This is a genomic window from Chondrinema litorale, from assembly GCF_026250525.1.
Taxonomy (GTDB): domain Bacteria; phylum Bacteroidota; class Bacteroidia; order Cytophagales; family Flammeovirgaceae; genus Chondrinema; species Chondrinema litorale.
The window spans coordinates 506,111-520,809 of record NZ_CP111044.1 but is presented as its reverse complement, the minus strand read 5'-3'; the positions used below and the strand labels follow the sequence as shown (position 1 = coordinate 520,809).

At 35.0% G+C, this 14,699-nt stretch carries 8 protein-coding genes; 7 read left to right on the top strand and 1 reads right to left on the bottom strand.

The genetic code is table 11. The features are described 5' to 3' along the window. Nucleotides 1–67: 67 nt before the first annotated feature. The gene (locus tag OQ292_RS22445) at nucleotides 68–3,481 is read right to left on the bottom strand and encodes an SUMF1/EgtB/PvdO family nonheme iron enzyme (RefSeq protein WP_284686188.1); all 3,414 of its coding nucleotides are present in this window, start codon (nucleotides 3,479–3,481) and stop codon (nucleotides 68–70) included. A 614-nt stretch (nucleotides 3,482–4,095) separates the two neighbouring features. Between OQ292_RS22445 and OQ292_RS22440 the strand changes: the two genes are divergently transcribed. The 7 genes from OQ292_RS22440 (at nucleotide 4,096) to OQ292_RS22410 (ending at nucleotide 14,666) form a co-directional block, all read left to right on the top strand. Beyond that, nucleotides 4,096–4,677 carry an RNA polymerase sigma factor gene (locus OQ292_RS22440; RefSeq protein WP_284686187.1) on the top strand — a complete coding sequence of 194 codons (582 nt, stop codon included), beginning with the start codon at nucleotides 4,096–4,098 and terminating at the stop codon, nucleotides 4,675–4,677. 78 nt (nucleotides 4,678–4,755) lie between these two features. Then, nucleotides 4,756–5,811, top strand: a complete 1,056-nt coding sequence (locus OQ292_RS22435) for a FecR family protein (protein ID WP_284686186.1) — start codon at nucleotides 4,756–4,758, stop codon at nucleotides 5,809–5,811. Nucleotides 5,812–6,020: 209 nt separating this feature from the next. Then, nucleotides 6,021–9,377 (top strand): SusC/RagA family TonB-linked outer membrane protein, encoded by a 3,357-nt coding sequence (locus OQ292_RS22430; RefSeq protein ID WP_284686185.1) that lies wholly within the window; start codon nucleotides 6,021–6,023, stop codon nucleotides 9,375–9,377. An 11-nt stretch (nucleotides 9,378–9,388) separates the two neighbouring features. Next, nucleotides 9,389–10,750: a RagB/SusD family nutrient uptake outer membrane protein gene (locus OQ292_RS22425; RefSeq protein ID WP_284686184.1), complete on the top strand. Its 1,362-nt coding sequence runs from the start codon at nucleotides 9,389–9,391 to the stop codon at nucleotides 10,748–10,750. An 84-nt stretch (nucleotides 10,751–10,834) separates the two neighbouring features. Continuing rightward, nucleotides 10,835–12,244 carry a CBM96 family carbohydrate-binding protein gene (locus tag OQ292_RS22420; RefSeq protein WP_284686183.1) on the top strand — a complete coding sequence of 470 codons (1,410 nt, stop codon included), beginning with the start codon at nucleotides 10,835–10,837 and terminating at the stop codon, nucleotides 12,242–12,244. A gap of 10 nt (nucleotides 12,245–12,254) precedes the next feature. Then, complete coding sequence (locus tag OQ292_RS22415) at nucleotides 12,255–13,037, top strand: glycoside hydrolase family 16 protein (RefSeq protein WP_284686182.1); 783 nt, start codon at nucleotides 12,255–12,257, stop codon at nucleotides 13,035–13,037. Between the two features lie 78 nt (nucleotides 13,038–13,115). Further along, a complete protein-coding gene (locus OQ292_RS22410) occupies nucleotides 13,116–14,666 on the top strand; it encodes a beta-N-acetylhexosaminidase (RefSeq protein ID WP_284686181.1) in 1,551 nt (516 codons plus the stop codon). The last annotated feature ends 33 nt before the right edge of the window (nucleotides 14,667–14,699 follow it).

The following is a 14,699-nucleotide window of genomic DNA, read 5'->3' as shown; positions in this document are numbered from 1 at the left end:
TACTTAGTAAATTTAAAGAGAACCGCCTCAAATTTCTCTTTTGAGGCGGCCTATTTATAGCACTAATTTACTCAATCAAAATCCTCACAACTGAAAGTTGTTTCTCATTTTCAACTTTGATAATATAAATGCCTTTGCCTTTTAAAGAGATTTGTTCTGGTCTAGATAGCTCATTTGCAAAAACTATTTTGCCATCTATGCTTATAATCTGTACAAATGATTTTGCATTCAACTCCAATGTAAAATTACCAGTCGATGGATTGGGATAAACTTTAATAAGTTCAACTTCTTGTTTTTTATCAAGTGGTGTTGCTATCTTATGTGCAGTGAAATCGATGGAAACATCTGATTGTAATTGGTGTATTGTTTTACTGTAAGGTGAAAAGTAGTATCCTTCTAGTTTAGGTGTAATTGTTCCTGTCCAATATTCATTTTCAGTAGTTGAGAAGCTACCATTTTCATCTGTAATTACATCAGTAGTCAGTCCATCCAGTTTCACATTTGATATTGGAATTCCATCGTTATCAAGTACGTCACCTTTTACGGTATAAATGATATTCTCGTGAATAGTTTTATCCAATGTAACAGACTGAATAATATTGAAATTATTAATAGTAAATTCACCAGTATAATCATTAAAACCATTTGCAGAAATGGAATAGTTGTAAGTGCCATTTTCCAATTCATCAATGATTACTTCCCCGTTAGCATCACTGAGATAACTTTCATTATCTATTTCAACTTTGGCATTTTCTATTGGATTAGTACCATCAGAAATTTGGAAGATGATGTAATAAAGCGGTTTTTCAATAGGAGTGAGGGTGATGTTTTCTTCTAGATCAGCATCCTTAACAACAAACTCGCCATTGTAATCTTTAAAGCCATCGGCAGAAATGGAATAGTTGTAAGTGCCATTTTCCAATTCATCAATTACCACTTTACCATTAGCATCACTGAGATGACTTTCATTATCCATTACAACTTTGGCATTTTCAATTGGGCTAGTACCATCAGAGATGTTGAAGGTAATAGAATAAAGAGATTCTTCAATAGGTGTGAGGGTTATATTTTCTTCTAGATTAGCATCATTAATAGTAAACTCACTAGTATAATCCTTAAAACCTTTTGCAGAAATGGAATAGCTATAATTTCCATTTTCCAGTTCATCAATGATAACTTCACCATTAGCAACACTGAGATAACTTTCTTCATCCATTACAACTTTGGCATTTTCGATAGGATTAGTACCATCTGAGATGTTAAATGTAATGCTGTAATTTTCTGTATCTACTGAAGAAGCTATAAAGTTGTTTTCGGTTGAATCTTTATACAATTTATCGAACTCAATATAGTCTGGAGAAAAGCTATAATTGCTATCTACAGCACTTACTTTACCTGTCCAACCTCCAAAAACCTCCACTGAATAGTGCCCATTTTCATCTGTTTTTACTTCTGTCGGAAAACCAACAATAGGTGTATCTGTAAGAGGATTTCCCTTTTTATCAGTAATGGAACCTTCCAATAAAATTTTATCAGATTGAGCCAGTCTAATACCAGCATAAGTAATGTATTGGGCACCAGCTAGATATTCTCTTCGTTTTATTCTAAGTATTGTCTCAAAAACACCATTGGCTCCTCTAACAGATGGTCCTAAATTTGATTTAGTTTGGCAAACAGGATTAAATGAATCACTTATGCTATAATAGTTTTCATTATAATAATCCTGACAGATTTCACCCACATTGCCTGACATATCAAAGATGCCTAATTCATTTGGTTTTAAAGATCCAATGACAGATGTATTCATGCCATGTACTGCCACTTCAGTATAATCATTACTACCAGCAAATTTGTAACCTTCACTTTTATTGCCCCCTAAAGCAGCAAACTCCCATTCTGCTTCAGTTGGTAATCTATAACCAGCCCAATCTGCAAATTTTAAAGCACCATCATGATACATATGGCGAACAGGATGATTAGCATAATTAGGATCAACTTCAAAATTAGTTCCGTTCCAAATAATCGGTGAATCATACCCAGGTTCATAGCCAATATTATCTCTTTCTGATAAATCGCGAGTAGCATCAAAAACCAAACAAAGTGTGCTACTATTATTGAGCACAACTGCCTGATAAGGAAATGATTTTTGCCTATGTGATCTTAATGAATTTGCAAAGTGGGTAAATGGTATGATGGAATTTAAAAATTCCACATATTGCTGGTTGGTAACTTCGTATTTGCCTATTTTGTAATTGCTTAGGGTTACAGCATGAGCAGGGTTTTCATTTGTGATATCCCACCAAATTTCAGTACCTATATCTGTAGTTAAAATATATTCTTCTGTAGCATCAGATTGTCCCATCATAAAAGTACCTCCTTCCACATCTACCATGTCAATAGATAATGTAGTTGGTGGATTATTCCAACAAGAAAAATAAGAGATGGAGGAAGTATCTGAAAGCCCTGTTTCATCTTTTACCACTACTTTCCAGTAAAGCATTCCATAGGTGCTAAATGTATGTTTGTAACTGGTGGTTTCCAGATTAGTGGCAACCAGCGTTTGCGGATCAGGCTCTTGTGCAGCATAAATATCATATTTGAGTACATCTCCATCTTTGTCGTAGGCTCCTTCCCAAGTGAAATTGATCGTAAAACCAAGATTTTGGGTGTCTAAATTCATCATTAATGGGTCAGGCATAGGATAAATTAAATCTCCTATTTGAGGAGGATCATTATAATAGTTTCCAATGGTAAAACTATTGCTTTCAGAAATGACAGCCTCATTACTATAACCGTCAACTGCTGCCACTAAAAACTGATAGTTTAATTGATCTACCAATTGATAAGGAATGGTGTAAGTGGTATCTGTAATATTGCTAGCAATAATTGAAGTAATATTGTTTTCTCTTTTTAGATAGACATGGTAAGAAACCTCATCTCCATCAGGATCAGTGCTTTTATTCCAATGCAAAGTAATGTTTCCATTTTCGGTGGTGCTTCCGTCTGTTGGAGAAATTAATTTTGGAGCATTTGGTAACTTGTTTGGTTTTCTCGTTTTAAAAGTAAAAATATTACTTTCTAAATTGAGTCCAGATGCACTTTTAGCGACTATTTTCCAGTAATAAGTGGTGTTAGTTTCGAATGTGTCTTTTATGTTTATATAGTTAGCAAGGTACAGTTTATCATCTCCATCTTGAATATTACTTGAAAAGCTGAACTCGGTAGCATCATCATTCAGAGGGCCGTCTATTATTTCTATAGCAGATCTGTAAATGGGTGGACTAGGGTCTTTACCGAGATAGATATCATAATTAAAAGTTTCATCAGTGTTTTTAGGAACAAACCATTCTAAATATATCATGGAAGTATCCACTTTATCAAAATTATCAGATGGATTATAAGCATCTGGTGGAATAGGTTGCGCATTAGCTAAATGAATGATTAATAAAATTTTTGACAATAGGAGTAAATGTGCTTTCATTTTTAATGATGATAATTAATAATCGTTTTTTATTCATATTCAGAGATAGTTGAATGATTGTTGTAAAAGTGCATTTTTGTGGTAAAATGCCCATTTTAGGTACGACTGCACATCTGATTATGCTCAGCAATTTTAGATTAAGAAAAATGAGAAGATGTACCTAATTAAAGGTGTAATAGCAAGTTTTAATAGAATGGTATCTCTCTAGAACCTGTACGAATGTTTAATAAGTAAATAGAAGAATAAGCTGATGTGATAAAATTGAGGTTTTTAAGGATTATTTAAATATCATCGCTTTTAATCAATATTACACTTTTTATGTATAATAATTTAAGATATATCTATAATAAAATATATAATTATCAAATAATTAAAATAAATTTATTATAATTTCATATGTAGTCATTTTAACAGAATATATTACAAGTATAATGTGTCAATATTATGATTAATCCAAAACAATATCGATTCTTTTAAATTTATTCAATTAGCTCTAAGAAATTTTATCGAGTACTCATTTTTAAAAATTAAGCTAAATCAACTACATTGCATGTTTGATGTATTCTCATGGCGATAAAAAGCCATGATAAATAGAAATATTAACTACAAACAAATTGAGTGGAGAAAACTTAAACTTATGGTCTTTATTTAAAAAAGGAGATAAAGATGCTTTTTTAAAGATTTACCATTCAAATTATGAAATTTTATACAGTTATGGGTTTAAGATTTCGGCTAACTCTGAACTCACCCGAGATGTGATTCAAGAGATATTTGCAGATCTCTGGGAAAAGAAATCTACTGTTGCAGATGTAGTTCATATTAAAGCCTACCTTTTAAAATACTTAAGAAGAGCACTGCTTACTAAAATCACTGCTGAAAAAAAATCACTAGGTTTAAATACCAATGAAGAAAACCTCTTTGAAGTAAGCATTTCGCCAGAAGATTTACTCATAAAAAATCAGTTAAGTAAAGAGCAAGAGCGTAAAATTTTAGATGCACTTGCACAACTTTCTCCGAGGCAGAGAGAAATCATCTATCTTAAGTTTTTTGATGAATTAGATTATCAATCCATTCAGGATATTACCTCATTAAGTTATCAATCTCTAAGAAACACTTTACACAAGGCTTTACAGTCTTTGAGAAAAATTCTTGCTATTCAAATTATATTTTTCCTACTCATAATCAACAGGTTATGATTTATTTTAATTTTTTTTTAAAAAAGTAGGGTACAAAAAAGTACTTATTCCCACTATACAACAAACTCATAAAATTCTATGGATTATTCCAGATATAGTATTGGTGATTTTTTTATGGATGAATCTTTTCAGGACTATGCCAGAGGCAAAAATCCTGAAGCGATAAAGCTATGGACTGGAATAATTAATCAGTTTCCAGAGAAAGAAGCAGATATTTTGGAAGCAAAAAAATTGATCCAATCCGTATCTTTAAATAAAGTAAAAATTGACCCAAAACAATTTGAGGAAGATGAAAAGAAACTTAAAGAGTTTTTAAACAACCATAAAAAATTAGAGCACAAACAAGTTTCTTTTGTTAACTGGAACAAGATGAAAATTGCAGCTTCTATAGCCGTATTTCTAGTTCTTGGTGCTCTATTTTATCAATACTTTTCGGGAATTAAAACCGAAGACAACACAGAAAAACAAACAATTGCTTTTATCGAAAAAAACGTTCCCAAAGGACAAAAACTAACCCTTTTTCTTGAAGACGGAACCAAGGTAAAAATCAATTCTAATAGCACACTGAAATTCCCTGCCCATTTCAACACAGACAAAAGAGAGATATTTTTAGAAGGAGAAGCATTTTTTGAAGTAAAAAGAGATACTTCTAGACCATTTGTAATCCAATCTAAAAATATAGCTACTACCGTTTTAGGAACATCCTTTAATATTTCTGCTTATCCGGAAAACCCGCTACTAAAAGTGGCAGTGGTTACCGGAAAAGTAAAAGTGGAGGATACAAATACAGCTAAAACCGGAAACAACCATGCCGTATCCCTTTTACCAGAAGAGATGGCAACATTTTCTTCATCAAGCGGTGATTTGAAGAAAAGTGATTACAGCTCCGTCAAAGAAATTGGATGGAGTGATGGTATCATTTACTTTGAAAACACACCTTTATCTGAAATTATCGAGATGCTTGAAAACTGGTATGGGGTAGAAATCAAAGCCAATAACAAAGTAAACACTAAGGAGATTTATACAGGAACCTTTAAGGATGAATCCTTAGAAAATGTATTAAATGCCTTAAAAGAACGAGCAAAGTTCCATTTTTCAATCAATAATTCTAAAGTAAATTTATATGGTTTATAAATATTTTATACTCCTTTAATTAAGCTTATAATTAAAGCCAATACTCATTTGAGTATTGGCCTCATTAGCAGTGGTGAATAAATTTAACTTCTTCCCAAGTCGCCAAACCAAGTAGAAGTTATTCTAATCACCTATGGCTTTCCATAAATTTTTTTCACAAAAAACCTCTTAAAAATATGCATTTAAAGATACTAAGACAAATTTATTATATGTCAAGATTATTTTTGATGGGCTGGTTTCTACAAACCCTTTTTGGCGGAGTTTTATTGGCGAGTACTACTGGAAGTGCCCAAAGTTTAAAAGATGTTTATGTATCTTTTGAGCTTAAAGATGCTTCTATCCAAGATGCTTTCCGAGCAATTGAAAATCAGACTGAATTCCGATTTCTGTATACTCCCAAAACCCTGCAAAACAAAATCAACTCTCTTTCAGAAAAAGAAAAAAATGCTTCATTGGAGCAGGTGTTGATCAACTTGGCAAAAAAATATAATGTCCGGTTTAAGCGGATAAATGATATTATAGTTGTGGATGATACCTCACCAGATGCTATTGCCAGTACTGAACTTGTAAAAGATGAAACAGTCCAGTTCAAAGTCTCCGGGAATGTATCTTCTGCCGAAGATGGAGAACCCTTGCCGGGAGTAAATATTCTAGTAACTGGTAGCAACGAAGGTACAACATCAGATATTGATGGTAATTATTCACTAGTTGTTTCCGAAGGTAGTACTTTACAATTTAGCTATATCGGGTTTGAAACCCAATCTGTAGAAGTAGGCAATCAATCTACTATTAATGTAAAACTTAACCCAGATATGGCCCAACTAGAAGAGATTGTGGTAGTGGGTTATGGAACGCAAAAGAAAAGAAATGTGACTGGCTCAGTCGTTTCTGTAGGTAGCGACGATATAGATCAAATGAATTTACAAGACCCTATATCTGTGCTACAAGGTAGAGCTGCTGGTGTGCAAGTTGTATCTAATTCAGGTGCGCCGGGTGGAGGCATGTCTATAAGAGTAAGAGGTAATTCATCTTTAAACTCTGGAAACTCACCGCTTTATGTAGTAGATGGAGTTCCGATAGAATCTAATAGTTTATCTTCTTTAAATGGTACAGAAAACTTTGGGTTAAATCCACTAGCAGATATTAATCCGAGAGATATAGTTTCTATAGAAGTTTTGAAAGATGCTGCTTCAACGGCTATTTACGGTTCACGTGCAGCCAATGGTGTAATTATGATTACCACCAAAAGAGGCGAAGAAGGCAAAGCGCAAGTAAGTTTAGAAGTAAGCCGCGGAGTAAGTGAGGTTACTCGAAAATTAGATGTGCTAAATGCCAGCCAATACAGACAGGTAATTATTGATGCTTATAATAATATGGACGATCCTGTTGATCCTACTTGGGCTGTAATTGATTCGTTAAATCCCAAAAACAACGGAGATGTAGATTGGCAAGATGAACTTTACAGAGTAGCTCCACAGTACAAAATTGATTTTGCAGTAAGAGGCGGTGCCGATAACATGAAATATTCTTGGAGTTCTTCATTTTTAGATCAAGATGGCGTAATTCTTAACTCCAATTATAAGAGAGTGACTTCTAGGTTAAATGTAGATTTTAATGTATCTGAGAAGATACGAGTTGGGCAAAGTATTTCTTATACAAATGGAGTTAACAATCGGATTAATGCTGGTGGTACTGGTAATTTAAGTGTCGTTAGGGAAGCACTTATTCGCCCGCCAACATATGCCATGTATTTACCAGATGGCTCATTGAATGGTTATCAGTTTGGTAAAAGAAACCCAGTTGGTTTGGCAGAGTTAGCCACTCACCTAAATAAAAGTAATCGTATTATTGGCAGTGAGTATTTGGAATTCGACATTATTGATGGATTGAAATTTAGAAGTAACCTCAACCTCGATTATGTTTCGATGAAAGAAGATGAGTTTATCCCTTCTACACTGGATTACCGCGAAGGTTACAACACAGGAGCAGTAAGAGCAATCAATAATATTACTTGGGGTAACGAAAACTATTTCAGCTACCAGAAAAAACTGGGTGAAAACCATAATCTAGGTGCATTGGCGGGTATGAGTTTCCAAAACTGGAAATACGAAAGTACTGGATTAGATGGAATGTATTTTCCAAGTGATAATATAAGAACCTTAAATGGAGCAGGTACTATCTCTAATCAAGAAGTAAATATTACCACTGAGCATTCTATGCTATCTTACTTTGGTAGAGTGTCTTACGACTACAAAGGGAAATACTTACTCGAAGTAAATATGCGTGCCGATGGTTCATCGAGATTTGGTAAAGATAAACGCTTTGGTTACTTCCCATCTGCATCTGTAGGGTGGAGATTTTCAGAAGAAAGTCTCTTTGATAACTGGACTTTCTTAAGTGATGCAAAACTGAGATTTAGTGCTGGTCAAACGGGTAACGAAGCCATTGGTAATTATACTTCTCAAGGTGAGTTTGCAGTAGGAACCAACTATCTAGATTATTCTGGTGCGGCACCTTCAATTATGCCAAACTCAGGTTTAACTTGGGAAACCACTACTCAATACAATGCTGGTTTAGACCTTGGCCTTTTAAATAACAGATTGATTTTAAATGCAGATGTATATTTAAAAGAAACAAACGATTTACTTTATAATGTGCCAATTCCAAGAACTACAGGTTTCACTTACATCACTCAAAACATAGGAAGTATAGAGAACAAAGGGATTGAAATTTTGGTAAGTACAAGAAATTTAGTGGGTGACTTCCAATGGAATACCAATTTTAACATCAGTACCAATCGCAATAAGGTAAAAGATTTACCAGATAACCTTTTAACCAATGGGTACATTCAAAATGGAACCTATCATATCTTAAAAGAAGGTTTGCCAATTGGAACATTCTATGGATGGAAGTTTGAAGGCGTATATGCACGTGATGAAGATAATGTAAATGGAGTAACCAACGGAGCATTAGGCAGAGAGTTTGAAGGCGGAGATCCGATTTGGGATGATCTCAATGGAGATAATATCATAGACGAAGACGATAGACAAGTAATAGGAAATGCGGTTCCGGATTTCTTCGGGGGAATTGGCAATGAATTTTCTTACAAAAACTTTAGCCTAAATGTTTTCTTCCAATTCTCTTATGGTAATGATATTTATAGTGAAATTAACCACCAGAGAAATTCTGTAGTAAGATATGACAATCTATCAACTGATGCCTTGAACAGATGGCGCGAGCAAGGAGATGTAACCGATTTTCCTAAGCCGGTATACGACGACCCAATGCAGTCTGACAGCAGAGTACAAAGCCGCTGGGTAGAAGATGGCTCTTACATTAAATTAAAAAATGTGAACCTCCGCTATAGTGTGCCTTTTAGTTTAACAAACCGCTTGGGCTTAAGCACGGTAGATGCCTACATCAATGCTACCAACTTACTTACTTGGACAAAATATACAGGATACGATCCGGATGTAAACTCTTATAATGGATTACGTGCAGGAATTGATGAAGGCTCATATCCACAAAGTAGGACAATTATTATAGGACTGAAATTAGGACTTTAAATAAGAAACTAATGAAAAATTTAATCAGAATCATATTAGGGATAATGCTACTAAATGTGTTCTCCTGCGAAATTTTGGATAAAGAACCCGAAAGTAGTTTTTCTGCACAGGGGTTTTACCAAACTGCCAGTGATGCTCAGGCAGGTGTTTATGGTATTTACGACGCACTACAATCTACGCTGTATGTGAACTTTTCTTTTTGGGGCGAAGGCAGGGCAGATGCAGTTGCAACAAATCACTCAGGTGATCCATTAGCACTAACTCAAAACAACCTAAATACTACAATTAACTCAGCAAATTGGGCTACACTCTACCAAACAATTAGTCGTGCAAACTATGCGATTAAGTATATACCTACAGTTTTTGATGGTGAAAGTGAAGCAGGTTTGCAGCTTACAGGTCAGGCAAGAGCTTTAAGAGCTTTGGCTTACTTTTATGGAGTAAGAGTTTGGGGTGATCTTCCTCTTATTACAGAACCTTACGAAAGTGTAGAACAAGAATTGTTTGTGGAGAAAGCAGATAAAGAAGCAGTTTTAGACCAGATAGAAGCAGATTTGATTTATGCTGCTGAAAATTGCAGGGAGAGTTTTGGTGGAGACAGAGACCGTATTTTGTTTACGCAAGGTAGTGCAAATGCTTTGCTTACCCATGTGTATATGTGGAGGCATAAGTATGAGTTAGCGATTGAAACAGCTAATAACGTTCTAGAAAACACGACTTATTCATTGGTTACAATCAACGATTGGTCTAGAATATTTACATCAGGTTATTCTAATGAGAGTATTTTCGAAATTGGATACAACGAAACGCAAACCAACTTTTTGCGTGTGCTGTATGCTTTGGGGTCAGACAGCCATTATTTCCCAAGTGAAACTTTCAGAAACTCATTTGAAGAAGGTGATCTTAGACAAGATTTAATTTACGATGTAACAGAAGAACAGCCTAGAAAAATCTGGAAGTTTTTCGGTGAAGGTTTTAACGATGAAAGCGCTGATCCTTCTGAAAACAACATCGTGCTATTGCGCTTGGCAGACATCATGCTTTTAAAAGCAGAAGCACACAACCAACTTGGTGAAATAGATGAAGCTTTGAGTTTGATTAATACCATTAGAGATCGAGCTGGTCTGCCAGAACTTAATCAAGCTGATGCAGAAAGCATGTATGGAAGTGTAGAAGCTGCCATTTTACATGAGCGCTCCATCGAACTTTCTTATGAAGGCCATCGCTGGTTTGATCTGGTAAGAACTGGCAGAGCTATAGAAGTGATGCAGCCTATTAATGGATTAAACGATGAGGGAAATTTGGTTTGGCCAATCCATGAGGATGCCATCAATCGCAATCCTAATATTGAGCAAAATCAATTTTATAGATAGTTAGAAATATTTGTTAGACACAAATAACAAGATCTTAAAATGAAAAAACTAAATATAATTATACATTCAAAGCTTAATGTATTCATGCTGTTAGTTCTTGCCGGACTTTATAGCTGCGAAATTCAAGAAGACTTTGAATATCAAAAAAGTAACTCCACTGGAGTGTTAGATGTAAGCGCTTGGGAATATATTCAATCTAATGAAGCGTTGAGTTTATATGCTGAGGCCATTCAATTGGCAGGTTTGCAAGACTATTACACAGACAGCACCACCCGAACTTTTATAGCACCAACCAATAGTGCGTTTGAAGAATATCTGGAATCAAACGCATATAGTAGTCTGGGAGACGTACCAGTTCCAATTTTAAGAAATGCACTTTTGTATCATTTAGTGAACGGCAGAGTCATTTTTACCGATCCAGAATTAATGGATAGCAACAGGCCATTGCCTTACGAAACAGAAAATGGACAGTTAATGTACCTTTCTCATAACAGTAATTTTATTGGTCTCATCAATGAAGGAACAAGTACACAATGGGAAATCTCAACTTCTAATTTGGAGCCTACAAACGGTGTTTTACACATTGTAAATTCAATTGTTTATTTTTCTGCTCCTTCTGGCGATTTAACTACCCCTGATCCATCCATAGTAAAAGACACTCTTTTTGTTCTTTATGATACTCACATAAACGGGGGTAATCAATCAGGAACAAACTTTGGTAGTGCCGAAAAGATTCTCATGAAAAATGCATCTGGCGATGGTGGTTTGTATCAAAGGAGACCATTCTTAATGTTTGATTTGGCAGAGTTCGAGACAGAAGGTGTTATTACAGATTTAGAATTACGCATGTCAATTTCATTTACACATGGTAAAGGTGTGCCTTTGTATGTGTATGCTACCGATACCACTTGGACAGAAATGGGCTTAACTTGGGATAATGCACCATTTCCAGATAGTGATCCAATATCTACAATCACTTCGGTGAAGTTGGCAACAGGTGAATACTTTGCCTTTAACATCACCGATTATTATCAGTCTCTAGAAAATGCAGGTAAAATTTCTTTGATGTTAGATGCCGAAGAAGAAAGTAACGAAACTGACGAATTTGGTTCTAAAGAAAATGCGAGTTTAAACATGCCTATGCTAATCGCTACAATTTCGTCTGGTACAAACCTACTAGAAATGGAAACCAATACAGGTATCTCAGCAGAGCAAGGTGGCACATTTGCTTGGAGTAATGATGTGTTAGAAGTTACAGGCGCACCAGCCGAAGATGTAATCTATACAGTTGAAAGTGTTCCCGAAAATGGTTGGTTAGTGAAAGGAGCAAGCATATTAAAAGTGGGAGATAGATTTACCCAAAATGATATTGATGTAATGAACCTGCTATACATTAATGATGGAAATGGTTCAACAGATAAGGTAGTGCTTTCAGCGAGAGACCGTGCAGGCTCAAGTTTGGAAGCATTTGATGTAAACATTACAATTCAATAAAAGAATAAAAATGATGGGGAAAGTATTGATGAGATGGAAGAAACCAATGCACTTTTCGGCTGTGTATATGCTTGCCATATTGTTTTTGAATTTAAACTCTTGTTCTCAAGCTCAAGAGGAAGAAGAAATACTCGAAATAGATAAGAAAAATCGAGTAATAGAATTTTCCGGCTATGAATGGATTGTACGAACATCTGATGAGGAGAAGTTAGGGCCTGGCCCTAATTACTTCTCTGATTCAGAAGAAAATGTATGGGTTGACGACGAGGGAAAATTGCATTTAAAAATTGTACAAAGTGGAGGTAACTGGTACTGTTCAGGTATCTCTTTGCGCACATCAATGGGATATAACAAATATGTTTTTTATGTGAGCAGTCGAGTAGATCAGTTGGACAAAAATGTGGTAGGTGGTCTTTTTACTTATATGAATGACGAAGAAGAAATTGATATCGAGTTTTCGAAGTGGTCTGATACTGAAAATCAAGATTCTCAATTTGCGGTGCAACCGTCTTATATAGTTGGAAATAAGGAAAGGTACGAGCTGAAATTAGAGAATAATTTATCTACCCATTTTTTCGATTGGCAAACCGATAAAATAGATTTTGGTAGTTTTTATGGACACACCTTAGAACCAGATGAAACAGACATTATTAGCACTTGGACTTACACTGGCGACAACATTCCGCCAGATAGCGAAGAGCGATTAAAAATTAATTTATGGCTATTCCAAGGGCAAAATCCATCGGATAACAAAGAAGCTGAAATGATTATAGATCGAGTTGAAATCTATTGATTCAATCTTATTTTTTTAAAGGCATAATTGCCTAAGTTTAATAAGCAAGTGCTCGACTATTTCACTTAAAAGAAGGAGATGAAGTTAAAAAATATTATTAATACGCTAATTATCTACTGTTTAATAACAGTGAGTTTTATAATAAAAGCTCAAACAACTAGCTCAGAAGGTTTTAAGGTAAAAGGTTTTCATTTGGATTTACGGATTCAGGTGATGACGCCTGAAGCACTTAAAAAATTTGCAGATGAACTTGCCGAAATGGGAATGAATACCCTTGTTATGGAATGGGAGGGAACCTATCCATTTGAGAAACATCCGGCTATTTCTAATAAATATTCTTATTCGCGAGAAGAGGTAAAAGAGTTTGTTTCCTATTGTGATAATCTTGGCATAAAGGTAATTCCATTGCAACAAAGTCTCGGGCATGTTGAGTATATTCTTCGAAATACAAGATATAGTCATCTTAAAGAAGATAGAAAAGACATCTCCCAAATTTGCCCAATGAAAATCACTGAAAGTAAAGCTTTGTTTACCGATTTGTTTTCAGATTTAGCTGCCATGCATAATTCAGAATACATTCATATTGGTGGTGATGAAACTTATCTTTTAGGTCATTGTGAGCTTTGCCAAAAGAAAGTAGCAGAAGAGGGAAAATCCAAACTTTTTGTAGATCACATGAAAATGATTGCTGAGATAGTGATTTCACTTGGTAAAAAACCAGTGATGTGGGCAGATATCATTCTCAAACACCCAGAAGCTGCCGATGAGTTACCCAAAGAAACCATTTTTGTAGACTGGAATTACGGCTGGAAAATCAATCATTTTGGAGATATTCCCGACTTGCAAGCAAAGGGTTTTACTTTTTGGGGAGCACCCTCAATTCGAAGCCATCCAGACAACTGGTATGTAACCGACTGGCCTAAGCATTTCGAAAATCAGCGAGAGTTTATCCCATATCCTAGAAAAGCTGGGTACAAAGGTTTAATCATGACTTCTTGGTCTACCTCTGGGTTGTATGGATTTACTTGGGATGTTGGCTATGATGTAATGGGCATGGTTCAGATAAGAAATACTTATCCTATGTCGGGTTTTAATATTTTGATTGCTTGTTATGGAGAAGCAATCAAGACAAAAGAGCCAATCGACACAGATAAGTTTATTCTTGATTATGCGGCAAATCAATTTGGTTTAAACCAGAAAGATACCGAAACACTATTAGCATTTTTGTCTGTTCCTCCAGAATTAATTGTTAACGGGAAACCGCAAAAAAGTGAGAGCGTTGAACAGATGCAGCAAGATTTCGGGAAAATACGAGATCAGATAAACGACATTCAGCCAAAGAAACACCAATCAGAATTTGCACATTTTAAACTCATGGCAGATTTAAGAATGCATTACCTCGATTTTAAAGGAGTGGAAGCCAAATACAATGCTGATAGTTTTACGATTGCTCAAACTTCTGAGCTTGTTAGCGAGCTTGAAAAAATACTAAAAGATGCCAAAGCCCTTAATAGAAGATTCACTGCTTTAAATAAAGGTTTCTTGTATGATACAGAAATTGAACATCAAAATCAATTGAGAGTAATGCCAATACAATTATTATACGATCGATTGATGAAGGTAAAATAACCTTAAATTGATTTCAAGTAGCTCATCTTTGAT

Excerpts from the sequence above, each read along its gene's own strand:
- OQ292_RS22435 (WP_284686186.1), top strand. The coding sequence starts at position 4,756 with ATGGATTATTCCAGATATAGTATTGGTGATTTTTTTATGGATGAATCT.
- OQ292_RS22420 (WP_284686183.1), top strand. The coding sequence starts at position 10,835 with ATGCTGTTAGTTCTTGCCGGACTTTATAGCTGCGAAATTCAAGAAGAC.
- OQ292_RS22415 (WP_284686182.1), top strand. The coding sequence starts at position 12,255 with ATGATGGGGAAAGTATTGATGAGATGGAAGAAACCAATGCACTTTTCG.
- OQ292_RS22410 (WP_284686181.1), top strand. The coding sequence starts at position 13,116 with ATGAAGTTAAAAAATATTATTAATACGCTAATTATCTACTGTTTAATA.
- OQ292_RS22425 (WP_284686184.1), top strand. The coding sequence starts at position 9,389 with ATGAAAAATTTAATCAGAATCATATTAGGGATAATGCTACTAAATGTG.
- OQ292_RS22430 (WP_284686185.1), top strand. The coding sequence starts at position 6,021 with ATGTCAAGATTATTTTTGATGGGCTGGTTTCTACAAACCCTTTTTGGC.
- OQ292_RS22445 (WP_284686188.1), bottom strand. The coding sequence starts at position 3,481 with ATGAAAGCACATTTACTCCTATTGTCAAAAATTTTATTAATCATTCAT.